The 23785-nt window shown below is 60.9% G+C and carries 14 protein-coding genes, 2 tRNA genes and 3 rRNA genes; 12 read left to right on the plus strand and 7 right to left on the minus strand.

What is annotated here, in order from left to right; translation table 11 throughout:
* The 5 genes from AAG793_RS15575 to rrf all read left to right on the plus strand — a co-directional run.
* A 16S ribosomal RNA gene (locus AAG793_RS15575) occupies window positions 1–895 on the plus strand; the annotation flags it as partial.
* 126 nt (window positions 896–1021) lie between these two features.
* Window positions 1022–1098: transfer RNA gene (locus AAG793_RS15580), tRNA-Ile, on the plus strand.
* Between the two features lie 27 nt (window positions 1099–1125).
* Window positions 1126–1201, plus strand: a tRNA-Ala gene (locus AAG793_RS15585).
* 322 nt (window positions 1202–1523) lie between these two features.
* Window positions 1524–4403, plus strand: a 23S ribosomal RNA gene (locus AAG793_RS15590).
* 143 nt (window positions 4404–4546) lie between these two features.
* Window positions 4547–4659, plus strand: a 5S ribosomal RNA gene (rrf, locus tag AAG793_RS15595).
* 184 nt (window positions 4660–4843) lie between these two features.
* On the opposite strand, the gene AAG793_RS15600 is transcribed toward rrf, so the two are convergent.
* From AAG793_RS15600 to AAG793_RS15610, 3 genes are read right to left on the minus strand one after another with little or no spacing between them, the layout of a single operon-like run.
* Complete coding sequence (locus tag AAG793_RS15600) at window positions 4844–5794, minus strand: MBL fold metallo-hydrolase (RefSeq protein ID WP_341909832.1); 951 nt, start codon at window positions 5792–5794, stop codon at window positions 4844–4846.
* Window positions 5795–5826: 32 nt separating this feature from the next.
* Window positions 5827–7512: an AMP-binding protein gene (locus AAG793_RS15605; protein ID WP_341909834.1), complete on the minus strand. Its 1686-nt coding sequence runs from the start codon at window positions 7510–7512 to the stop codon at window positions 5827–5829.
* Window positions 7513–7568: 56 nt separating this feature from the next.
* Entirely contained in the window at window positions 7569–8336 is a 768-nt protein-coding gene (locus AAG793_RS15610; protein ID WP_341909836.1) for a hypothetical protein, read from the minus strand.
* Between the two features lie 67 nt (window positions 8337–8403).
* On the opposite strand from AAG793_RS15610, the gene AAG793_RS15615 reads away from it, so the two are divergent.
* The 5 genes from AAG793_RS15615 to AAG793_RS15635 all read left to right on the plus strand — a co-directional run bounded on the left by AAG793_RS15615 (window position 8404) and on the right by AAG793_RS15635 (window position 13104).
* Complete coding sequence (locus AAG793_RS15615; RefSeq protein WP_341909838.1) at window positions 8404–8910, plus strand: hypothetical protein; 507 nt, start codon at window positions 8404–8406, stop codon at window positions 8908–8910.
* A gap of 36 nt (window positions 8911–8946) precedes the next feature.
* Entirely contained in the window at window positions 8947–10560 is a 1614-nt protein-coding gene (locus tag AAG793_RS15620; RefSeq protein WP_341909840.1) for a GMC family oxidoreductase, read from the plus strand.
* A gap of 52 nt (window positions 10561–10612) precedes the next feature.
* A complete protein-coding gene (locus AAG793_RS15625) occupies window positions 10613–11518 on the plus strand; it encodes an alpha/beta fold hydrolase (RefSeq protein WP_341909842.1) in 906 nt (301 codons plus the stop codon).
* Between the two features lie 133 nt (window positions 11519–11651).
* Entirely contained in the window at window positions 11652–12359 is a 708-nt protein-coding gene (locus AAG793_RS15630; protein ID WP_341909844.1) for a PAS domain-containing protein, read from the plus strand.
* 58 nt (window positions 12360–12417) lie between these two features.
* Window positions 12418–13104 carry a Crp/Fnr family transcriptional regulator gene (locus AAG793_RS15635; protein WP_341909846.1) on the plus strand — a complete coding sequence of 229 codons (687 nt, stop codon included), beginning with the start codon at window positions 12418–12420 and terminating at the stop codon, window positions 13102–13104.
* A gap of 9 nt (window positions 13105–13113) precedes the next feature.
* On the opposite strand, the gene AAG793_RS15640 is transcribed toward AAG793_RS15635, so the two are convergent.
* Genes AAG793_RS15640 through AAG793_RS15650 form a run of 3 tightly spaced genes read right to left on the minus strand, consistent with a single transcriptional unit; the run spans window position 13114 to window position 18018 of the window.
* Entirely contained in the window at window positions 13114–15033 is a 1920-nt protein-coding gene (locus AAG793_RS15640; protein ID WP_341909848.1) for a hypothetical protein, read from the minus strand.
* A gap of 27 nt (window positions 15034–15060) precedes the next feature.
* Complete coding sequence (locus AAG793_RS15645) at window positions 15061–16221, minus strand: phosphatase PAP2 family protein (RefSeq protein WP_341909850.1); 1161 nt, start codon at window positions 16219–16221, stop codon at window positions 15061–15063.
* Between the two features lie 15 nt (window positions 16222–16236).
* Window positions 16237–18018, minus strand: coding sequence for an adenylate/guanylate cyclase domain-containing protein (locus AAG793_RS15650; protein WP_341909852.1), 1782 nt, complete (start codon window positions 18016–18018; stop codon window positions 16237–16239).
* Window positions 18019–18329: 311 nt separating this feature from the next.
* On the opposite strand from AAG793_RS15650, the gene AAG793_RS15655 reads away from it, so the two are divergent.
* Together AAG793_RS15655 and AAG793_RS15660 are read left to right on the plus strand one after the other, a co-directional pair.
* Window positions 18330–19442 (plus strand): response regulator, encoded by a 1113-nt coding sequence (locus AAG793_RS15655; RefSeq protein WP_341909854.1) that lies wholly within the window; start codon window positions 18330–18332, stop codon window positions 19440–19442.
* The gene (locus AAG793_RS15660) at window positions 19439–22867 is read left to right on the plus strand and encodes a response regulator (protein ID WP_341909856.1); all 3429 of its coding nucleotides are present in this window, start codon (window positions 19439–19441) and stop codon (window positions 22865–22867) included. The genes AAG793_RS15655 and AAG793_RS15660 overlap by 4 nt, the downstream gene beginning before the upstream one ends.
* Here AAG793_RS15660 and phhA read toward each other — a convergent pair.
* Complete coding sequence (phhA, locus tag AAG793_RS15665) at window positions 22858–23781, minus strand: phenylalanine 4-monooxygenase (RefSeq protein WP_341909858.1); 924 nt, start codon at window positions 23779–23781, stop codon at window positions 22858–22860. The genes AAG793_RS15660 and phhA overlap by 10 nt on opposite strands.
* Window positions 23782–23785: the final 4 nt, after the last annotated feature.

Raw genomic sequence — 23785 nt, forward strand, 5'->3', positions numbered from 1 at the left:
ATAGCTAGAGTACGGTAGAGGGGGATGGAATTCCGCGTGTAGCAGTGAAATGCGTAGATATGCGGAGGAACACCGATGGCGAAGGCAATCCCCTGGACCTGTACTGACGCTCATGCACGAAAGCGTGGGGAGCAAACAGGATTAGATACCCTGGTAGTCCACGCCCTAAACGATGTCAACTGGTTGTTGGGTGCATTAGTACTCAGTAACGAAGCTAACGCGTGAAGTTGACCGCCTGGGGAGTACGGCCGCAAGGTTGAAACTCAAAGGAATTGACGGGGACCCGCACAAGCGGTGGATGATGTGGTTTAATTCGATGCAACGCGAAAAACCTTACCTACCTTTGACATGTACGGAATTCGCCAGAGATGGCTTAGTGCTCGAAAGAGAACCGTAACACAGGTGCTGCATGGCTGTCGTCAGCTCGTGTCGTGAGATGTTGGGTTAAGTCCCGCAACGAGCGCAACCCTTGTCATTAGTTGCTACATTTAGTTGGGCACTCTAATGAGACTGCCGGTGACAAACCGGAGGAAGGTGGGGATGACGTCAAGTCCTCATGGCCCTTATAGGTAGGGCTACACACGTCATACAATGGCTGGTACAGAGGGTTGCCAACCCGCGAGGGGGAGCTAATCCCATAAAACCAGTCGTAGTCCGGATCGTAGTCTGCAACTCGACTACGTGAAGTCGGAATCGCTAGTAATCGCGGATCAGAATGTCGCGGTGAATACGTTCCCGGGTCTTGTACACACCGCCCGTCACACCATGGGAGCGGGTTCTGCCAGAAGTAGTTAGCCTAACCGCAAGGAGGGCGATTACCACGGCAGGGTTCGTGACTGGGGTGAAGTCGTAACAAGGTAGCCGTATCGGAAGGTGCGGCTGGATCACCTCCTTTCTGGAAATATGCAATCAAATTCTTACGCCCATTCTTATCGGCTGTTGTCTTCACAACAGCATTGGCTTTCAGTTTGATTTTTTAATCTAATTGGTGCCACCTTCAGAGTTCAACGCTGAATCGAGAGGGTCTGTAGCTCAGCTGGTTAGAGCACCGTCTTGATAAGGCGGGGGTCGTTGGTTCGAGCCCAACCAGACCCACCAAATCAGGTTTGAAGTCGTTTGAATCCTGGGGGATTAGCTCAGCTGGGAGAGCACCTGCTTTGCAAGCAGGGGGTCGTCGGTTCGATCCCGTCATCCTCCACCACTTATCTTGATGTCCTGACGGAAATCGTTAGTGCAAAGCATCTTCTTTGAGGATGCTTTGTGTTAATTGATTCATTTCAATTATTGGCTGTTCTTTAAAAATTCATAGAGTTAAATCAGCGTTGCTGGTGGAAACTGCACATTCGTAAAGGTTTAGTGCAGACCGTGCCGCCAGCAACATTTAGAGATTTTTGATTGCGTCAAAATAAACTTTTGATTTCGGCTTAATGCAAATTAAATCGAATTGAAAGATACGGCATAACGCGTCTGGTGAAAGACCAGACATCATTCCTTGAAGATAACTTGAGAAATCAAAGTTATAGGGTCAAGTGAATAAGAGCACATGGTGGATGCCTTGGCAATGATAGGCGACGAAAGACGTGATAGCCTGCGATAAGCTTCGGGGAGCTGGCAAATTAGCTTTGATCCGGAGATTTCTGAATGGGGAAACCCACCCTTCGGGGTATCGCATACTGAATACATAGGTATGCGAGGCGAACCGGGTGAACTGAAACATCTCAGTAGCTCGAGGAAAATACATCAACCGAGATTCCGAAAGTAGTGGCGAGCGAAATCGGAGAAGCCTGTTAGTGATAGCAAGACTCTTAGCAGAACAGCCTGGAAAGGCTGGCCATAGCGGGTGATAGCCCCGTATGCAAAAAGAGACTTGTGGTACTGAGCTAACGAAAAGTAGGGCGGGACACGAGAAATCCTGTCTGAATATGGGGGGACCATCCTCCAAGGCTAAATACTCATCATTGACCGATAGTGAACTAGTACCGTGAGGGAAAGGCGAAAAGAACCCCGGGAGGGGAGTGAAATAGATCCTGAAACCGTGTGCTTACAAAAAGTAGGAGCCTCGCAAGGGGTGACTGCGTACCTTTTGTATAATGGGTCAGCGACTTACATTCAGTGGCAAGGTTAACCGAATAGGGTAGCCGTAGAGAAATCGAGTCCGAATAGGGCGATCAGTCGCTGGGTGTAGACCCGAAACCAAGTGAGCTATCCATGGCCAGGATGAAGGTGCGGTAACACGCACTGGAGGTCCGAACCGACTAGTGTTGCAAAACTAGCGGATGAGCTGTGGATAGGGGTGAAAGGCTAAACAAACTTGGAAATAGCTGGTTCTCTCCGAAAACTATTTAGGTAGTGCCTCAAGTATTACCATCGGGGGTAGAGCACTGTTTTGGCTAGGGGGTCATGGCGACTTACCAAACCAATGCAAACTCCGAATACCGATGAGTACAGCTTGGGAGACAGAGCACCGGGTGCTAACGTCCGGACTCAAGAGGGAAACAACCCAGACCGCCAGCTAAGGTCCCTAAAATTGGCTAAGTGGGAAACGAAGTGGGAAGGCTATAACAGTCAGGATGTTGGCTTAGAAGCAGCCATCATTTAAAGAAAGCGTAATAGCTCACTGATCGAGTCGTCCTGCGCGGAAGATGTAACGGGGCTAAGCCAGTTACCGAAGCTGCGGATTTGCAATTTATTGCAAGTGGTAGGAGAGCGTTCTGTAAGCCTGTGAAGGTGGTGGTGTAAACCCTGCTGGAGGTATCAGAAGTGCGAATGCTGACATGAGTAGCGTTAAAGGGGGTGAAAAGCCCCCTCGCCGTAAGCGCAAGGTTTTCTACGCAACGTTCATCGGCGTAGAGTGAGTCGGCCCCTAAGGCGAGGCAGAGATGCGTAGCTGATGGGAAACAGGTCAATATTCCTGTACCGATGTGTAGTGCGATGTGGGGACGGAGAAGGTTAACTCAGCCAACTGTTGGATATGTTGGTTCAAGCTTGTAGTCGTGCCTGGTAGGTAAATCCGCCGGGCTTAGATGAGGAGTGATAACGAGTCTGCTTGCAGACGAAGTGAGTGATACCCTGCTTCCAGGAAAAGCCACTAAGCTTCAGCTACACACGACCGTACCGCAAACCGACACTGGTGCGCGAGATGAGTATTCTAAGGCGCTTGAGAGAACTCAGGAGAAGGAACTCGGCAAATTGACACCGTAACTTCGGAAGAAGGTGTGCCTTTAGTAGGTGAACCATTTACTTGGGGAGCCCAATGAGGCTGCAAAAAATCGGTGGCTGCAACTGTTTATTAAAAACACAGCACTCTGCTAAGACGAAAGTCGACGTATAGGGTGTGACGCCTGCCCGGTGCTGGAAGATTAAATGATGGGGTGCAAGCTCTTGATTGAAGTCCCAGTAAACGGCGGCCGTAACTATAACGGTCCTAAGGTAGCGAAATTCCTTGTCGGGTAAGTTCCGACCTGCACGAATGGCGTAATGATGGCCACACTGTCTCCTCCTGAGACTCAGCGAAGTTGAAATGTTTGTGATGATGCAATCTCCCCGCGGAAAGACGGAAAGACCCCATGAACCTTTACTGTAGCTTTGTATTGGACTTTGAACAGATCTGTGTAGGATAGGTGGGAGGCTTTGAAGCCGGGACGCTAGTTCTGGTGGAGCCAACGTTGAAATACCACCCTGGTGTGTTTGAGGTTCTAACCTAGGTCCATTATCTGGATCGGGGACAGTGCATGGTAGGCAGTTTGACTGGGGCGGTCTCCTCCCAAAGTGTAACGGAGGAGTTCGAAGGTACGCTAGGTACGGTCGGACATCGTGCTAATAGTGCAATGGCATAAGCGTGCTTAACTGCGAGACTGACAAGTCGAGCAGATGCGAAAGCAGGACATAGTGATCCGGTGGTTCTGTATGGAAGGGCCATCGCTCAACGGATAAAAGGTACTCTGGGGATAACAGGCTGATACCGCCCAAGAGTTCATATCGACGGCGGTGTTTGGCACCTCGATGTCGGCTCATCTCATCCTGGGGCTGTAGCCGGTCCCAAGGGTATGGCTGTTCGCCATTTAAAGAGGTACGTGAGCTGGGTTTAAAACGTCGTGAGACAGTTTGGTCCCTATCTTCCGTGGGCGCTGCAGATTTGAGGAAGCCTGCTCCTAGTACGAGAGGACCGGAGTGGACGAACCTCTGGTGTATCGGTTGTCACGCCAGTGGCATTGCCGAGTAGCTAAGTTCGGAAGAGATAACCGCTGAAAGCATCTAAGCGGGAAACTCGTTTCAAGATTAGATCTGCCGGGGCCTTGAGCCCCCTAAAGAGTCGTTCAAGACCAGGACGTTGATAGGTCAGGTGTGGAAGCGCAGTAATGCGTTAAGCTAACTGATACTAATTGCTCGTGCGGCTTGACCCTATAACTTTGATTAATTCGAAGTTGTTATGCCAAGTTGACGCATTCAAAATGCACAGCCTAGCCGCTGTGTGAATCTAAATAAAAGCTGATTTGCTCTATGAATTCGATGGATTGTTGTTTCAACAATCTGTCAACAAGTTATGCCTGATGACCATAGCAAGTTGGTACCACTCCTTCCCATCCCGAACAGGACAGTGAAACGACTTAGCGCCGATGATAGTGCGGATTCCCGTGTGAAAGTAGGACATCGTCAGGCTCTTACAGCAAGGAACGCCCCGTTGATTTTTGATCAGCGGGGCGTTTTCTTTTGTGCGCCCGATTTTGAAGTAAGTACTTCGCCGGCGGATGAACGGTGAGGGATGAATGACGAGTTGCGCTGGTCAATGTGCTCGATGCATCATGGTCCCGTGCAGTGCGATGCGCGAGCTCAGGGCCTGCAATCAGGCGTTCAACACCAGATCACCGCTCCGGCTGGCGGCACCAGATTTCACCAACTCGCTGATGAGCTGTTCAATCCACGATGCCATCGGCTTGTCCGGAAAAAACAAGCTGTTGATCTGTGCAAAGTAAGGCGTGGCCACAGCCCACCGCACAAAATCTGCAACAGGTAACTGCTGCAACTCCAGCAGCTTGAACTTCAGCAACACTTTCACGGCATGGTTCGCGTGCCGTGGCGGGTTAGCGATGAACGCATCGAGTCGTTGCCGGGCGCGATCAAGAATCTCCTGGCGAAAAGGAAACACCCTGCCGTGACCTGGAATCACGATCTTCGGATCCAACTGGCCGATCAAATCCAGCGTAGCGCCCACCGCGGCAAACGCGTCAATGCCTTCCAGCTCCGGAAACACCACGCCAAAACCGTTCTCCCATAAAGCATCGGCCGAAATGAGTAGGCGATTCCGGCGCTCAAACAGAATGACCGAATGAGGATCATGGCCTGCAGCTGCGTGAACCTCCCAGACAGCAGCGCCAAACGCAATTTCTGTCCCCGGCTGAAGTGTCTGATCAAACCGAAACTGCGGACAGGTCTGACCTGTTGGTGTGTAAGTCAGGGCGACCGGGTCCCAGTCCCTCACTTCCGCCGCGTGACCGGGCGGAATCAGAGTCCGCATCTGGGGATACTGTCGCTGCAGGGCCGCGTTCCCACCGCAATGATCACTGTGAAGATGGGTATTCACCAAAAAGTCGAGCTGTCTTGCGCCCACGGCAGACTTGACCAATGCAAGCGTTTGCTCTGAGTGACTGAAGTAACCACTGTCGACCAGCGTCGTCTGCTCGTCACTTGTCAGCAGGATGTTGTTGGATGACAACCACCCTCTCTCGAAGACCTGGATTCCGAGAGGCAGTCGAACAGCTGGATTCACCGGAGCGACAGGCACGTCGGTACCCATCTACACCGCCCTCATATCGTAAGCGTTGTCCATCAAGCCGCTGACCGCAACTCGCGTCGCAAAATCTTGCCCACATTGGTTTTGGGCAGATCGTCGCGGAATTCGATGTACTTGGGCCGCTTATAACCCGTCAGATTGTCCCGGCAGTAGCGGGCCACCTGCTCTTCGGTGAGCGTCGGATCATTCTTCACAACAAACACCTTGATGGCCTCGCCCTGCTTGTCGTCTGCAATGCCAATGGCTGCGCATTCCACAACGCCGGGGCACAGGGAGATCACATTTTCAAGCTCATTCGGAAAGACATTGAAGCCTGAAACAATGATCATGTCCTTTTTGCGGTCGATGATGCGGGTGTAGCCACGCTCGTCCATGATGCCGATGTCGCCGGTCCGCAAGAAACCATCTGCAGTGAACGCCTTTTCGCTTTCTGCCGGCTGACGGTAGTACCCGGTCATCACCTGTGGACCGCGGATACAGATCTCACCCGATTCGCCGGCTCGCAGTGAATTGCCGTCATCGTCCTTCATCACCAGCTCAATTCCCGGCAAAGGCAAGCCGATGGTACCCGTGAAGTCGCGGTTCGTGACCGGGTTGTTGGTGCCGATGGCGCAGGTCTCGCTCATGCCCCAGCCTTCGACCATCGCGCAACCCGTCACCTGCAGCCATTGCCGCGCCGTCCCCGCCGATGCCGCCATGCCCCCCGCCTGGGACACGCAAAGATGTGAGAAGTCAACCCCCTTGATTTGCGGATGCTGAAGAAGCGCATTAAACAAGGTGTTCACGCCCGGCAGCAGATGAAATGGCCGGCGCTTGAGCACCTCGATAAACTTGCCCACATCGCGTGGGTTGGGAATCAGCGTGAGATGTGCGCCCCAACGAATGGTGAGCAGGCTGAGTGTCAGCGCGAAGATGTGATACAGCGGAAGCGCCGCAATGTTGTTGGTCTTGCTCACATCGCCGATACGTTTGAGCGCCGGCGTAAACCATGCTTCCGCCTGCAGGATGGCGGCCACGATGTTGCGATGGGTGAGCACCGCTCCCTTGGACAGCCCTGTCGTTCCGCCGGTGTATTGAAGAAATGCAACGGAGTCGAGCGTGCTCGAAGACGGCTTGAGTGCGCACTGCTCGCCCTCCGCAATCGCACGATTGAAGGGTGTCACCGTTCGTCCGTCGCCCAGCGGCAGCTTGTACGCCGGCACCAGTTTCGCGAGGTGCCGCACCGCAAAAGTGATCCAGCGACCAAACCAGAAACCCAGCAGATCGCCCATCGAAGCCATCACAACATGCCGCACTGGCGTGCGTTCAATGACCTCGCTCAAGGTTGCTGCAAAGTTCTCGAGAATGATGATCGCAGTGGCACCCGAGTCCTTGAGCTGGTGCTCCAGCTCGCGCGGTGTGTAGAGCGGATTCACATTCACACAGGTGTAACCCGCCCGCAGAATGCCTGCCATGGCGACTGCAAACTGCGGCACGTTGGGCAACATGATCGCTACGCGTGCCCCGGGTTCGAGCCCCCGGCTCTGCAGCCATGCTCCCATGGCGGCTGACAATGCATCCAGCTGCGCGTACGACATCCAGCGGTCCATGCAAACCGAAAAAGGCTTTGCGGCATTCTTGCGGAATGAGTCTTCAAGCAGCTGATTGAGCGAGTGGAACTGCTCCGGATCCACGGTCTGCGGAACGCCTTCGGGATAGCTTTTGAGCCAATACTTGTCCATACGATCTCCTGTCCGTATTCTGTGAGCCGCCCCGTCAAATCCGCATGGGGCTTGTCCTAGTGCGGGCCCGCAGCAGCCAGCAAATGGGCCAGTCGCGTCTCACAGGCGACAGTGTCTTCGGTGAAAAGCGCGCGAATCCACGCCCGCTCGCGTTCATCAATGGTTTTGAGAAATTTGCTGGCGCCACGCATGGCCACAAACGCATCAAAGCCTGACTCCAGAAAGCGCTGAAGCGAAGACAGCCCTGCCGCATCGGCCGGCCTGCGCATCATTTTGAGAAGCGTGCGCAGACCTGGCTTGCGCGTCAGCCGGTCCAGTTCCCTACCCAACTGCAGAACGACTTCCAGTTGCTCAAGCCGTGACGGCTCATCGCCGACTGCGCGCCAACAGCGAAGATAACGGGCGCAATCCATGCCGTTGATGGCGTGTGTCGTTGATGATGACTGCACAAGCCACGCTCGCGCCATCTGGTCGTCCAGCGCCTCGGTCAGCGCGTGAACCCGTGCCAGTGCAGCCGCCGTTTCCGCCACGGCTTTGGGGAAGATGCGCGCGATTGCATTGGCAATGCGCGCAAACTGCTGATCGCGCTCGGCGTAGTCAGCTTCGCTGTAAAGCTCCTGGAGGAAGAACTGCGCAGCCTGCTGGTATCGCACATGGCTCAGCAGGTCGCTGTAAGTGGCCTTGAAGCGCAAGGCCTGGAACCGCTTGACGGCCACGCTGGCCTGCACCAGGGCGGGATTGTGTGCGCGCAACTGCCGCAATTTGAACACGCGCTCCAGTGCCTCGTGAATCTGCTGTGCTGCGGGCTTTGACGAGTCGTCCATGGAAACCCCGAGTTTATCTAGGTGCCATTCTCTAGTGCCTGCAACAGCCCCATGCGAAACTGCCTGCATGCAGCGCAGAACCCTTCTCACGCTTGGTATCGCTTCCGCTGCGGTGTTGGCTGTCGCGGGCGGTACCGCGGCATTGCTTCGCCCGGGCCTCCACACGGGCGTGCTGACCGATGCAGGCCGCGAGGTTTTCTCTGCGATGGGGCGCGGGATTCTCGACAAGAGCCTGCCTGATCAGGAAGGACCGCGCCAGATCGCGCTGCAGGGCTTGCTCGCGCGCATTGATGTGTTGGCGCAGGGTCTGGCACCGCATGCACAAACCGAACTGTCACAACTGCTGTCGCTGCTGGCCAGTGCGCCCGGCCGATTGGTGATGACTGGCCTTGCCACGCCGTGGGCGACCGCCAGCGTGGCGGACATCCAGCAGGCGCTGCAGGGCATGCGTGTTTCCGGTCTGGCGATCAGGCAGCAGGCCTATGCCGCGCTGCACGACATCACCGCAGGCGCCTATTTTTCCGACAGCGCGACGTGGGCACTGCTCGGCTATCCAGGGCCATTGAATGTGTGAGCCTGTGCTGAGCCTCGCGACCAGGCCCTTGAGGTCATGAGTCGTCATCCGGATCCGATTCAGGAGGGGCTGGCACGCGGCTGGAAAGTGCATGGCGGTGCGCGTGCGCCGGCACCCGAGAAGTTATCGTGCGACGTTGCGATTGTGGGCAGCGGCGCCGGTGCCGGCATCACGGCCGAGGTTTTGGCGAGGGCAGGCTTGCGCGTGATGATTGTTGAAGAGGGGCCGCTCAAAAGCAGCTCCGACTTCAACCAGAAAGAGTCGGAAGCCTATCCCTCGCTCTACCAGGAAAGCGCGGCCCGAAAAACCGAAGACAAGGCCATCAACATCCTGCAGGGCCGGTGTGTTGGCGGCTCGACCACCGTGAACTGGACCAGCTCGTTCCGTACCCCGCCGACCACGCTGAAGTTCTGGCAGGAACACCAGGGCCTGGGCGATTACACGCCGGAGCGTCTGGCGCCATTCTTTGCCCAGGCCGAAAAGCGCCTCAACATCACGCCCTGGCTCACGGCACCCAACGAGAATAACGACCTGCTGCGGCGTGGTGCGATGGCGCTCGGCATTCCCGCTGCGGCGATCTCCCGCAACGTCAAAGGCTGCTGGAATCTCGGCTCCTGCGGCCTCGGTTGCCCGACCAATGCCAAGCAGTCGATGCTGGTGACAACCATTCCGGCGGCGCTGAATCTGGGTGCCGAGTTACTGATTGAAACGCGTGCCGAGCGCTTCGAGATGGCCAATGGTCGCGTCACTGCGTTGGTCTGCCGGCCTGTGACAGCGAACGGCGCTGAAGCACCGGCTGGCATGACGCGTATCGTTGCAAAGCACTACGTGCTGGCTGCCGGTGCGATCAATTCCCCCGGGGTGTTGTTGCGCTCCGGCGCGCCCGACCCGCATGGCGTGCTGGGTACGCACACCACGCTGCATCCGGTCGTCATGTCATCGAGTGTGTTCACGCAAAAGGTGGAGGCATGGACGGGCGCTCCCCAAACCATCTACACCGATCACTTTCTTGACACCCTCCCAATTGACGGGCCCATGGGCTACAAGCTGGAAGCGCCGCCGCTGCATCCGGTGATCTTCGCCTCGACGGTGCCCGGCTATGGTCAGTCTCAGCATGATCTGCTGACATCGTTTCCCCACAGCCACACCCTGCTGGCACTTCTTCGTGACGGCTTCCATGAACAGTCTGCGGGTGGCAATGTCAAGCTGCGTGGTGACGGATCGCCTGTACTCGACTATCCGCTCACCGACTATGTGATGGATGGCGCCCGCCGCGCGTTGCTGTCGATGATGGAAATCCAGTTCGCGGCTGGTGCGCGGCAGGTGCTGCCGCTGCATGAAATGGCCACGCCCTACACCACCTGGGCGCAGGCCCGCGATGCCGTGAATGCCCTGCCGATGAAACCGGGCCTGACCAAGGTGGTCAGTGCCCACGTGATGGGTGGATGCAGCATGGCCGATCGCGAACGCACGGGTGTCACCCGGCCCGATGGCGTGCACTGGCAGCTCGACAACCTGTCGGTTCACGATGGCTCGCTGTTCCCCACCAGCATTGGCGCCAACCCGCAGCTGTCGATTTATGGCGTGGTGAACCGGCTCGCGCAGCAGCTGGCCCGGCGGCTGTCGGGGCGCGATGTCATACTCGCCTGAAGTCGGTCCCACATCGGCGGGTACTGGCTCTCCATCTCCGCTTGATTGAGTGATGCTGGCCCGTCTTCAACGCTTCATTACGGTTCTGTTGCTGGTTCTGGCGCTGGGCTGGCTGGGGTATTTCTACCCACGCTCGCCCGGGCTGGCGCTGGCCGGTTTTCTGGTGGTGGTGTTCGGGCACGCTGCGGTTCTCGCGCTGGAGTTCGCTTTCGCCTGGCGCCTGAACCACCGCGATCCGGCGCCGCCGCCGACGCTGTGGTCGATGCTGCAGGCCTGGGTGGGTGAGTCGACGGTGGCGCCGCAGGTGTTCTGCTGGCGCCAGCCCTTTCGTGCTGCCGAAGTTCCTGACCAGGCCAGTGGCCCGACCTGCGAAGGACGCCGCGGTGTGGTGCTGGTGCACGGGTTTTTCTGCAACCGCGGCTTCTGGAACCCGTGGCTGAAACGCCTTCGTACGGAAGGCCATCCCTTTATCGCGCTGACACTGGAGCCGGTCTTCGGGTCGATTGACGCCTACGTGCCCGCCATAGACGCCGCCGTGACCCGCATCACCGAAGCCACCGGGCTGGCCCCGCTGCTGGTCTGCCACAGCATGGGTGGCCTCGCCGCACGCGCCTGGCTCAAACACATGAAGGCTGAGCCGCGCGTGCATCGCATCGTCACGATTGGCACACCGCACGGCGGTACGTGGCTGGCGCGTTTTGGACATGGGCACAACACCCGCCAGATGCGGCTGCAGTCGGACTGGCAGCAGCAACTCGATCAGGGCATGCCCGAAGGCCGCCATGCCCTCTTCACCTGCTGGTATTCGAACTGCGACAACATCGTGTTTCCCACCTCCACGGCGATTCTGGCCGGAGCTGACAACCGCCGGGTGCCTGCCGCAGCACACGTGCAGATGGCGTTCCTGCCGGAGGTGATGGACGGCACACTGGCATTGCTGGCACCGCCGACGCCCTGACCCTGAAGGCTGCACACGGGCTGCGGCGAACAGCCTTATCTGGTGAATTTGTCACGTGAATCGCTCCGCAGATTCACTATCTGTTTGGCCACTTCATTTTTATGCTTGTCCATTTCAAGGAATGGATGCCTCAGTGACCCTTCAAGCCGCGCCACTCGATGACCTTTCTGATCCTGCCGCAGCGCTGTTGATGCCTGAGGCGCCTCATTTGCCTGATGTACCCGACGTGGCAAGCGAATCCACCGAACCCGATGCGTGGCTGCCCCTGCTGCTCGATGAGCTGGCGCATGGCGTCATCGTCATCGACAGGCAAGGCCAGGTCCAGCATGTCAATCAGTCGGCCCGGCGGGTGCTGGCCTGTGCCGAAGTGCTGCGTATCGACGCCGGAAAACTGGACTGGGTTCGCCCTGAAGATGCGCTGACCTTCCAGCAGGCCCTGGGGCGGGCGCTGGCCGGCAGGTGCCAGCTGATACGCCTGCTTGCCGCAGCCACGGGTTCGGCTTTTTCGCTGGCGCTGCTGCCGCTCAGGCATCCCTCCGGTCGACCGCCCGAGCACCTGGCGCTGCTGTTTTCACGCGCTGGCGTATCTGATTCGGGCCTGTTCGCCGCGTTTTCACGCAGCCACCAGCTGACCCGCACCGAAGAGCAGGTGCTGATTCACCTGTGTGGCTCGCTGGGCGCGCCGGAGATCGCACGGCAGATGAATGTGGCTGTTTCCACCGTACGCAGCCATGTGCGCAGCCTTTGCGCCAAGACCGCTTCCAGCGGCGTGCGCGAACTGGTCAATCGGCTGGCGGTCTTGCCGCCGGTCGCCCCTGAGCACTCGGTGCCGATGCACTGACAGGCATTTTCAAGCAACTATTTACCGGTTTCCCGGCCGTGCTAGATTACGGGGCACTATGCCCTCCAGCACATTGCCAGACGCCTTCGAGCCTTCCAGCCCCTCTGATGAAGGTCTCTACGCCCACCTGACGCCCGAGTTGCGCGCCTTTGCGCTGCGCGGGGTGGTTCGCAGCTATCCCAAAAAGACCATCGTGATCAACGAAGGCGACATTGGCGATACGGTTTTTGTGGTGCTCAAAGGCAGCGTCAAGGTCTACGCGATGGACAACAACGGGCGCGAAATCACCTACGGGCACATCCACGCCGGTGATTACTTCGGCGAGATGTCGCTGGACGGCGGGCCGCGGTCGGCTTCGGTCATCACGCTGGAGGCCTGCACCTTCGCTGTGCTGGCCCGCTCCGACGTGAGCGAGCACCTGGTGGAAGACCCGGGCTTTGCCATCAACCTGGTGGTGCAGGTGATTCGCCGGGCACGAGATGCGACCGAGGCGGCGCGCAGCATGGCGCTGCTCGATGTGTACAGCCGACTGGTCGGCGTTCTTGAAGACCCGAAAGACCTGTCTGCCACGCGCAGCGGCGACAGCGTGACACTCGAATCCATCACCCACCAGGACATTGCCAGCCGGGTCGGCGCCTCGCGCGAGATGGTCAGCCGCCTGCTGAAGGACCTGGAAAAGGGTGGCTACATTGAAATGGGCGTCAAACGCATTACGCTGCGCAAGAAGCTGCCCACCCGCTGGTAAGCCGCACGACTACAGGCTGTTGATCACACGGCGCGCCTCTTGAGGCGCAGCGTCGCTCGTCCCCTTGAGGCGCACCACAGCACCGCTGCGAGTGCCTGCCGCCAGCACGCCTTGCAAAACCGGGTTCTCATCGCTGGCGGCTTTTGTTTCCGGCATTTTCACCACGCTTGGGCGCTGAGGCCGCGCATGGTCCGGGTCTGGTTTTCGGGGCGAGTAGCGGGCCCAGCTGCCATCGGACAGCCGTGTCCCGCCAACCGCCACGGTGTGGCGTCCGGTGGCGATGCTGTTGAAGTTCCCGCTGCGGCGTATCGGTGTGGGGTTGTCCGGATGGTCGACAAACGACCCCGGGTTGCCGCTGGTGTCGTAGTGGCTGTCATTGAAGTACGACTGCCGGGCCCCGGTGTTCAGCCTCGCAATGTCATCGTCGCGTTCGACGTAGGCGTCGAAGGTCACGGCGTCACGGGCGCGATTGGTCAGCTTGACCTGCCAAGCGCCGGCCGGGGCGGTGGGTTCGGTGGCGTCAAAGCTGAATGTCGGTGCAGTGGCCAGTAGCGCGCAGGTGCCGTGTTCGCCGGTCGCAACGCGTTCCGGGTAGATTAATGCCGCCAGGGGTTCACCTTCCGGGTTGACCCACATGCCGGCCTGCCCGATTTGCAGCGGCGCCATCGGCTCCCAGCCGGCGGGCGTCACCTCGATCTCCAGACCGTTGGCGCCAGGCGCCACCCACAACTCAAGAAAATTCTGTGTCAGATCACCTGGCTGGCAATGCCAGTGCAGCGTCACGCTCTCCCCTTTTTTCAGGGTGCTGTCGGCGTGCGTTCGGCTCTGATAGCTGTTGCCGGCTGGCACGACGATCTGCAGGCGGCCGCTGCGCAAGGCAATCAGCTGGTCCATCGCGGCTTCCAGCACCGAACTGCCGTCGTGCGGGCCCCCTAGGGTGCCCCAGCTGATATTGACGGTCACCTGGGCCCTGGCATCGCAGCGCGACAGGATGTACATCAGGCCATCGAGCACCTGTGCATTCACGGAGCCACCCGAAGGATCCTTGACCGTGTCGAAGTCCAGCTGCACGGCAACCAGCGTGGCGCGGCTGGCGTCGTCGTCGGCCCAGGCCCAGCTCGGCGGCGCATCGGGCCCACCCGTTTGCGCAACAAGCGTTCGGGGCCCGCAGGCCAAGTCCATCACGTGCGTGCCGTGGTTGGCCTGTTTCTCGAAAGGCATGCCCATCTGGAAGTGCTGATAGACCGCGGCTTCGTCGACCAGGCCGTTGAACGTCAGGCGCTTCATGACGAGATTCATCTCGGCGGCAGTGATTTCGCGCCCATAGCCCATGGCGGCTGGCGTGCGGCCCACACCTTTGCGGCCGGTACCTTTGTGGTCCTGTCGCCAGTAGTACGCCGTGCGCGCCTTCCCCGGCGTGCCATGGCGCGTGAGGAAATTCGTGTTGGCGAAGGCCAGGCCGTTGTCGATCAGGCCCAGCACCTTTCCCTTGAGCAGTGGCCCGTCTGCAGGGGCCGAGCCTCGGGTCTGATGCTCGTCGCTGTCGCCATCTGTATCCGTGCCCAGCGGCATGCCCAGCTCGAATCGTTTGATGAGTGGGTGCAGCACGCCCCCGGGCGCGATGTGCCTGAAAAAGTCCGGCTTGACGCGCGCCGTGCAGAAGCTCAGACCGGCCGGTGCGGCGCGTGACGTGTACACCGGCGGAATCCGCAGCCAGGCAGGCGAGGCCGCGGCCTCCAGTTGGGCCACCGAATGGCCCGGACGGAGTTCAATCGCAAGTGTCAGCCAGCGCGGCGGGCGGTGCCGCGCGTAGCCCTCGAAACCGGTGGCCTCAGCCCAGACCAGATAGGGGTCAAAGCCTGTGGTCGCATCGGGTCGGGCCCAGTCGATGCCGGTGAAGCGCCCCTTGGGAAGCGGTGTCCATTTCATGATGCGTGCTCCGTGTGCCGTGGGGCTTTACTTGGAGGGCTTCCACTCATCGACCGCCTTGTGCCACATGAACGCCATCAACGGCGATGCCGCCACGGTGCCAGCCGAAGCCAGCCACTGGTAGTAGCCGCTCTTGTTATCGTCCATGGAAACGCGCAGGTCAAAGTCCACCGCATGGCCTTTAGCGTTCTGGAATTTCGGCCCGGCAAAGCCGCGCTGATGGAGCTTCCCCCCGGTGCATCGCGCCACAAAAAACTCGCCCAGCGCCGTGCCAAGCAGCCGGCCCACGGCGCTGTCCACCGGGTAGTGCAAACCTGCGACGGTTCGGTTGACGGCAATGCGGGCAGCCAGTCGCTGCAATTGCTCTTCGTAGGGCTTGCCGGTCGAGCTGGCCGCCTGCATCAGCGCCTGCAATACTACCGCCGTCATGAAGGCCTCGGTCGCGTGTCCGCTGGGCCAGCTGGCGTGGCCGGGTGTGGGGATCATGGGCTGAATCTGCGGCGACAGCAACACCGGCCGTGGGCAGGCGAATGCGTGCTTGAAGCGCATCTCGACATGCAGGGCCGCCGACATCGCCAGCGAGATCAGCTCCAGTGTGTACTTGTGGCGATGCGCCTGCAGTCCAATGACCGAGGCAAAAAAATCAAGGCCACCGGTCATCTGCGAAAGAATCTCGGCCCCCCGGTCTTCACGCAGTGCCGCGTAATCGGCCACCAGCGGCAGCTGTTGTTTGAAGATCTTTTCGGTGGGCCGGGTGAGCGTGACCAGCGTTTGCGACTTGAGCGATTTCCTGTCCAGGTCCACAAAGCCGAGAGAAACGCTTTCCCTGGACTGCTGGTCGCTGAAGTGCAGCCCCGACAGCAGCTCCAGTTCGCAGACCAGAAGACGCGGCGCAGCAGCCCAATCCGCCAGCCGCGCGGGTTTGTCCAGCGGTGTCGGCAGGTCGATGGGCAAGGTGGCGCCTTGGAACGGGCCGGCCAATGCGGCGCGATTGAGGTTCAGTGCGCCTGCGACGAGCGGCGACTCGCTGGCACTCACGCCCCCTCCAACCCCACCGCCTACGCCACCCCCCACACCACCTCCGACGCCACCTCCGACGCCACCTCCGACGCCACCCCCGACGCCACCCCCGACGCCACCCCCCACACCGCCGCCAACACCGCCACCCATCACGCTCAATAAAGACATGGTTACTCCCTGTTTTCAGAATTCAGACACACCCAGTGCTCGGAGTGCATTGGCAAAACGTTGCCGCGCCGCACTGGTGGCGCTGCCCATTCCGAGGTAGCTCGAAACGGTCAGGTTGGGCATCTCCTGCTTGAGCAGGATCAGCGTTTCCAGCGCGTCAGTGGTCGCCCCGCTTTCGGTCTGCGCCATCAATAAAGTTCTCAAAGCCGGTTGATGGCGCCTGTTCATGGTCAATGACCGCCTGGCGAGCATGATGGCTTTGTCGTAGTCCCGGTGAATCAGATAGCCAGTGGCCAGAATCAAATCGTAGAAATACTTCAGGGGATCAATCGGCGACAGCTTTGCAGCCACGACGGCCTCGTCGATGGAGGACTCGGACGATCCCCACATGGACGACCACACACTTCGGTAAAGCCAGGCCATGGACTCATTCGGATTGAGCGCGATGGCTTCGGCAATCCGCGCCTCGGCGAGCGCCGAGTCACCCAGCAGCTGGCAACGGGCGTACCCTTCAATTGCCAGCGACAGGGCGTTGTTGGGTGTCAGGTCCAGCGCGCGCCGCGTCTGCTCCAGCGCCAGGGCGGTGTCTTTTTTGGGGGAGTCGCTGAAGCCGCGAATGACCCGCATGGTGTACCACTTGGCCAGCCATGCCCGTGGCGTGGCGGACCGGCCATGCCGATCCTGCAGCGCTTCAAGCACCTGCCTGCTCCGGTCAAAGTCCCGCACCGACGAGCGGTGCATGAGCGCTATTCCGCCCAGCAACAAAGAACCGCTGTCGAGGCGCGGCATGGGCTGCACCAGTGACTGCTGCACTTCGGTATCGACCAGCGCCCGGTTGGCGGCCGATGCAATGGTGTTGATCAGTGCGCTCTCGGCCTCGAGCAGGTCCCCGGTGTCTCCTGACACCCGTTCCGCCCAGATGACGTCCCCCCTGCGGGCATCGCACAATTCGGTGGTGATCAGGATGCGGTTGCCGCTGACGACATAGCTGCCCGAAAGGACGTATGACGCCGCCAGTCGGCTGCTTGCTTGCGAAACGAGGTTGGTCCGACCCCGGAAGGCGGAGGTGGACAGTCGTGAGATCACCCGCAAGTCGGCACTGCGCGAGAGCTGCGCAATGACGCCGTCCGCGATCAGTTCGCCGACGACAAAATGCTCTGGTTCGTTGGATCGGGCTTCGAACGGGATGACCGCGATGGTGGGCCGGAAATCACCCGCTTCTGTCTCTTCAGCCAGCGGCTTGATTCTGTCGCCCACCGGCCAGGCCCGAAACAGCTGGACAGGCTCAGGAACATGCTTGAGATGACACTCACCCATGTCCTCAATGTCGGCATCCAGTCCGGTCGGGATCAGGTCGCGCAGCTCGGCGCTGATCACCAGCCCGCCCGGTTCTGCCAGCGAGGCAAATCGCGCAGTCAGATTGACATCCGTGCCGTAGATGTCGTGCTTGTCGGCGACAAACTCCGCCACGTGCCCGCCCATGCGCAGGTGCATGCGCCTGTCGGCAGGCTGCCCGGCGTTGGCCTGCTGGCTGAACTGCTGCAGCATGAACGCCGCCTTGGTGCAGCTCTGGGCGCTGGCAAATTCCAGCATCAGCCCGTCCCCCAGGCTTTTGACAATACGCCCGCCATGCAGCGGCAGCACCTGCGTTTCCGCATGGGCCACCAGTTGTTGCCATCGCCGTACAAAGTCATCTTCATCCAGCTCCATCAGCCGGACGGACTCGACCACGTCCATCACCATCAGCACCTTGGTGCTTCGGTGGGTGATCAGGGGGAGTTCCGTCAGCGTGGGCATCGTAAGCGAGGTAACAAACTTTTACCTCCTCATTCTGGAGGATAAATCGCCGTAATTCTTCCGATGGACGGCCTGGTGTTGTATCAGCGCTAAACAGGCAGGGGCCGCCGCCGGGCGCCATCAGGCGATGGCGGGTGCGGGTGTTGTGACGTTGGATGACTTTGGAGGCAGCAAGCGGCGGATACCATCCAGTTGCCAGCCGGTTGTGCTTGTTGTGGTGGTTACTAATCGTGACAATGGACGTGACAATGAACCCGTGTGCCCGGCGCCTGGCGGCTGGCCATTCAACAACAAGAGCGTGAAAGTTCGGTATGTCCCTGATTGTGGTGATAGATGACGACGCCGGCACCCGGATTCTGGTGAGTCAGGTGCTGAAAAAAGAGGGTCACGAGGTGATGACCGCCGAAGACGGCGCCAAGGGCCTGGCGCTGATTCGCGAACTCAAGCCGCAGCTGGTGGTGAGCGATGTGCAGATGCCGCTGCTCGACGGCTTTGAGGTGCTGGACCGCGTGCGCAACGACGTGGAGCTGGCCGGCACGGCGGTGATCCTGCTGACCTCGCTGCAGGACAGGAGCCACATGCGCCAGGGCATGACCACTGGCGCCGACGATTACCTCACCAAACCCTTTGCGCCGCAGGAGTTGCGCGAGGCGGTCAGTGCGCAGCTCAACAAGCTCTCGCGGGCCGAGGCCATGCGTGCCGAAGGCCTGGGCAAGGCCTTGCAGGAGGCGCTGGAAACCCAGGCGCAGATGATCGGCGAGCTCTATGAAAAGCGGCTGGCCCAGATGCTGGCCGAGCAGTGGCCCGATGGCGGCCCGGTCAAGGACAGCGAGAAATACGACAGCGCCACGGTGCTCTTTGCCGACATGCGCGATTACAGCCTGTGGACCGAGCGCCTGTCGGCGGGCGAACTGGGCGATCTGGTGCAAAAGCTCTATGCCAGTGTCGGCGACACGGTGTACCTGTTTGGCGCGCATTACATGCAGTTCGTCGGCAACGGCATGCTGAGCGTGTTTGTGCAGTCGCACGACACCGACTCGGTTAACCACGGCCTGCGCGCCACCCGCGCGGCGATGGGGCTGGCTGACGCTTCCAAGCGCATCGACGTCCACGTGAAGCAGCACTTTGCCGACCGGGGCCTGCCGCCGTTTTCGCTGGGGGTGGCGCTGCACAGCGGCCCGGTGGCGTTTGCGGCGCTCGACGGCCTGACCAGCCGCACCGGGCAGACCACGCCGGTCGGTGACACGGTCGCCACGGCACTACAGCTCTTCAAGGGCGAGCCGCGACTGGACTGGACCATTGCCGCCAGCGCGCAGGCCGTGCGGCTGGTGACCGGCGCGGTGCGCACCGGCCGGCGCGCCATGGTCACCTTGCCGGGACGCAGCAAGCCCACCGACGCGGTGGAAATCCTGGGCCTTGCATGAACAGTGAGGCGACAGCGGGCACCGCACAGGACAGCGGCCGCACCTGGTCGCTGCGCACCGTGCTGGTCGGCAGCCTGCTGGTGTTTTCTCTGGTGCCAGCGGCCAGCGTGGGCTGGATGCTGTACCGGAGCAATGTGCAAACCGTGCAGACACTGGCCGAGAAGGTGGTCGAAAACCTGGCCCAGCGGGTCCAGAAAGGCACCGAAGAACATCTGGCCCAGGCCCATGTGGTGCTCAATGGCTTGCTGCATGAGCAGCCGACAGGTTCCGACCTTTCACGTGCGCGGCAACTGGTGCAGCGGCCCGACCTGTTCGAGCAAACCGCCTTTGCCATGACCCGCATGACCGCCGGGGTGTCGCGCCTCTATCTGGCGGGCTACCGGGGCGAGTACCGCAGCGTCGAGGCGGTGCCGCAGGGCGGCAGCACACTGATGCGGGTGGCTGCGCGCGCCGAGGCGGGTACCAGCCGGCAGTTTTTCAATGCCGAGTTTCCGGGCGACCGCAGCAAGGCGCTGCCGGCAGAGGCCGACAACTACGAGCCGCGCACCCGGCCCTGGTACCAGACGGCGATGGAGAACAAGGGGCGTGTATTCACCCCGGTTCACGCAGCGACTGGCGAAGCGCAACTTTTACTGACGCTGGCGCAGCCGGTGTATGGCGGCGACGGCGGGGTACTCGGCGTGTTTGCTGCAGACCTCAAGCTCAAGCCGCTCAGCGAACTGTTGCAAACCATGGTGATCAGCGCACACGGAAGCGCCTTCATCGTCGATGAGAAGGGTTTTCTGGTGGCCAGCTCCACCATCGACCCGCTGCTCACCGGTGCAGGCGCCAGGGCCGAGCGTGTGACGCCGGCGCAGGTGCGCAACGAAATCACCCGCAGCGCTTACCAGGAGGTGGTTGGCAGTCTGGGCAAGACCTTGCCGGACAGCGTGCAGCGCGTCGCCTTCCTCAAGCGCGTGCCCAAGGGCGACGACGCGCTCATCGTGGTGCTGCGCCCCTTTGGCGAAGCCGTGGGGCTGCGCTGGAGTCTGGTGGTGGTGGCGCCCGAGAGCGATTTCGCGGCCGCCACACAGGCCGCATTGCGCCAGACCCTGTGGGTGATGGCACTGACGCTGGTGGTTGGTGCGCTGCTGGCCACCTGGCTGGCCTGGCGGCTGAGCCGCCGCTTCCGGGGGCTGGGCGCTGCCGCCGCGCAACTGGCCCGTGCCGAGGTGCCGCCGGTGCAATCGCGCGCCCGCATCACCGAAGTGCGCCAGCTTTCGCAGGCCATGCACGACAGCGCCGAAGAGCTGGTGCGCAACCGCGCCGAGATCGAGGCGCAGACCGTGGCCTTGCGTGAAGCCAATGAGACGCTGGAGGCGCGCGTCGCCAGCCGCACCGCAGAGCTGGCCGCATCGCGTGAAGATGCGCTGGCGGCGGCGCGTGCCAAGGCGGCCTTTCTGGCCACCATGAGCCACGAAATCCGCACGCCGCTTAATGGTGTGGTCGGCATGACGACCCTGCTGGCCGACACCCCGCTGGATGACGAGCAGCGCGACTACCTGCACACCATGCGGGTGTCCAGCGACCAGCTGCTGAGCGTCATCAACGACGTGCTGGATTTCTCCAAGATCGAGTCGGGCCGGCTGGAGCTGGAAGACGAGCCGCTCAACCTGATGGCCACTATCGAGGAGGCCTGCGACATCAGCGCACCGCGAGCCCGCGAAAAGGGGCTGGAGCTGCTGGTGGATATGGGCGACGAACTGCCCGCCTGGGTGCGTGGCGACGTCACGCGCTTGCGGCAGGTGTTGCTGAATTTTGTGAACAACGCGGTCAAGTTCACCGACAAGGGTCAGGTCATCGTGTCGGCGCATGTGCGCGACGAAGGTATGGCGCCAGCGGGCACCGCGTTGGTGGAGTTCCGCGTCAGAGATACCGGCATCGGCATTCCGGCAGACCGGCAATCGGCGCTGTTCCAGTCCTTCACCCAGGTGGACACCAGCACCACCCGCAAATACGGTGGTACGGGGCTGGGGCTGGCCATCTGCAAACGGCTGGCCGAGCTGATGGGCGGCGAGGTCGGGCTGGAGTCCGCCCCGGGCAAGGGGTCCACCTTCTGGTTCACCGCCCGGGTCGGTCAGGCCGACGCGCCGGAGGTGTCAACGCTGTCGCAGCTGAGCATGGTGAGTCTGGCCGGCAAGCGTGCGCTGGTGGTGGACGACACCGAAGTCAACCTCCGCATTCTCGACAAGCAGCTGCGGCGCTGGGGCATGGAGCCCATGCTGTTCGAGCACGCTGCCGACGCGCTGCAGTGGATCCGCACCGCCACGGTGGACGTGGTCATCACTGACATGCACATGCCCGGCATGGACGGCCAGACGCTGGCACAGACGCTGCGGCAGACGCAACCGGCCACGCCCATCATCCTGCTGACCTCCGGCACCATGCCGACTGGCGAGCAGGCCAAGGTGTTCGATGCGCGCCTGCTCAAGCCCTACCGACAGTCGCAGCTGTTCGAGGCAATTGCCCGCGTGGCCACGGCTCAGGTGGCGGCCAAAGCGGCGGCGACCCCGGTGAAGGCCGTGGTGCGGGATCAATTGGTGCTGGTGGCTGATGACAACGCCGTGAATCTGAAGGTGGCCGTGGCCATGCTGGCCAAGCTGGGCTTTGAGGCGGCCACTGCCCTTCACGGCCGGGAGGCGGTCGAGCGTGTGGCAGAGGCCATGCGGGCGGTGCCCGGCGTGCGCCCCTTTGCCGCAATTCTGATGGACGCCAACATGCCAGTGATGGATGGTTTTGCCGCGTCGCGGCAGATCATCAACGCCTGGGGAACAGCTGCGCCGCCCATCATCGCGCTCACCGCCTCGGTGCTGGAAGAAGACCGCCAGCGTTGTCTGGCCGCCGGCATGGTCGGCTTTCTGCCGAAGCCCTTGCGCATCGACGAGCTCTCCGAAGCGCTGGCGCGCTACGCCCGCAAGCCCGGCGATGAGGCGCGCATCCTCGCGCCGGCCGCCGAAGCTGCGCCGGTGGCGCCTGCAGATAAAGATAAAGGTGCAGATGTTGAGGCGGTGGCCGTACAGGTAGCTGGTGCACTGGTGCTGATGGACTGGAGCCGGCTGGAGCAGTTCCGCGAGTTTGACGACGAGGCGCTGACGATGACACGCGAGGTGATTGCGCTGTTCGCCAGCGATGCGCCCACCCGCATGGACGACATCCGCGAGGCCCTGGTGGCGCATGACAGTATGGCCCTCTCGCGAGCCGCGCATGCGCTCAAGGGGGCGGCGTCGAACGTCGGTGCCGAGGCGCTCAGCGACGCCTGTTTTGCGCTGGAGCAATCCTGCCTGCAGGGGCTGTGGCCGGCCGATGCGGCGCAGCAGGTGGCCCTGCTGGGCGATCTGACCGAGCAGACCCGCGCGGCGCTGAGGGACTGGGCGGCTCAGCCCTGAGGGGATGCTGCAGCCACCGCGCTGCTCAGCGAGCGGTAATAGGGCGTGAAGTCGGGCGCCGTCAGGTTCAGCAGTGCCTCAAAACTGTCGACCACAAAGTACTGCTGCTGGTAGCTGTCGATCTTGTAGGTGGATGCCATGCAGCGCAGCAGATCGGCTTCTGCGCTGAGCGGCAGGCGTTGCGGCCCGCCCGCACTTTCCAGTGCTTCCACGCTGAACACCAGTTCGCCCGGGCTGCTCAGGATGCCGGCGCCATAGGCTCGCACCGCGCCTTGCGGCCCCTCCCGCACCAGGCCGAACTCAATCGTGTACCAGTAAAGCCGCGAGAGCATTTCCACTGCGCCTGTGATCTGCTGCGGCCCGTGTTCCAGCGCATGTGCCTTCAGCGCGCCTTGCCCGTAGGCCTGAATGTGATCGGCATAGGCCGTGTCAAACAGCAGCGGCACATGGCCGAACAGGTCGTGGAAGATGTCGGGCTCGACGATGTAGTCGAACTCGGCGGGCGTGCGGATCCAGTCTGTCACCGGAAACTTGCGGTTGGCCAGCAGCGTGAAAAACGGCACTTCCGGAATCAACCCCGGCACGCCCACCAGTTGCCAGCCGGTGGCCTTGAAAAGGCGGTCGTTGATGTCTTCAAAGCGCGGAATCGCGTCGCTGGCACCCAGGCGGGGCAGGGCGTTGATGAAGGCCTGGCAGGCACGTCCTTCAATCAACGCTGACTGGCGCGCGTACAGGCGCCGGTAGGTGTCGTGGTCTTCGGCGGTGTAGGCCGCGTAATTCTGTGGGCAGGTGTAGTCGGCATGCACCTGCCCGCCCCGCGCATAGTCACCCCGGGGTGGGCGGTCCGACTGGCCGTACACCGCGGGCTTGGGGCCGGCCGTGTTGGCGCTGTCGGGCAGGGTGGTGGAAGGCATGGCT

Source organism: Polaromonas sp. YR568 (assembly GCF_943372955.1).
GTDB lineage: Bacteria > Pseudomonadota > Gammaproteobacteria > Burkholderiales > Burkholderiaceae_C > Polaromonas.

Bases quoted from the DNA above. Each gene is read 5' to 3' on its own strand.
- AAG793_RS15660 (WP_341909856.1), top strand. From the start codon at position 19,439: ATGAACAGTGAGGCGACAGCGGGCACCGCACAGGACAGCGGCCGCACC.
- AAG793_RS15625 (WP_341909842.1), top strand. From the start codon at position 10,613: ATGCTGGCCCGTCTTCAACGCTTCATTACGGTTCTGTTGCTGGTTCTG.
- AAG793_RS15620 (WP_341909840.1), top strand. From the start codon at position 8,947: ATGAGTCGTCATCCGGATCCGATTCAGGAGGGGCTGGCACGCGGCTGG.
- AAG793_RS15605 (WP_341909834.1), bottom strand. From the start codon at position 7,512: ATGGACAAGTATTGGCTCAAAAGCTATCCCGAAGGCGTTCCGCAGACC.
- phhA (WP_341909858.1), bottom strand. From the start codon at position 23,781: ATGCCTTCCACCACCCTGCCCGACAGCGCCAACACGGCCGGCCCCAAG.
- AAG793_RS15610 (WP_341909836.1), bottom strand. From the start codon at position 8,336: ATGGACGACTCGTCAAAGCCCGCAGCACAGCAGATTCACGAGGCACTG.
- AAG793_RS15615 (WP_341909838.1), top strand. From the start codon at position 8,404: ATGCAGCGCAGAACCCTTCTCACGCTTGGTATCGCTTCCGCTGCGGTG.
- AAG793_RS15600 (WP_341909832.1), bottom strand. From the start codon at position 5,794: ATGGGTACCGACGTGCCTGTCGCTCCGGTGAATCCAGCTGTTCGACTG.
- AAG793_RS15635 (WP_341909846.1), top strand. From the start codon at position 12,418: ATGCCCTCCAGCACATTGCCAGACGCCTTCGAGCCTTCCAGCCCCTCT.
- AAG793_RS15650 (WP_341909852.1), bottom strand. From the start codon at position 18,018: ATGCCCACGCTGACGGAACTCCCCCTGATCACCCACCGAAGCACCAAG.
- AAG793_RS15640 (WP_341909848.1), bottom strand. From the start codon at position 15,033: ATGAAATGGACACCGCTTCCCAAGGGGCGCTTCACCGGCATCGACTGG.
- AAG793_RS15645 (WP_341909850.1), bottom strand. From the start codon at position 16,221: ATGTCTTTATTGAGCGTGATGGGTGGCGGTGTTGGCGGCGGTGTGGGG.
- AAG793_RS15655 (WP_341909854.1), top strand. From the start codon at position 18,330: ATGTCCCTGATTGTGGTGATAGATGACGACGCCGGCACCCGGATTCTG.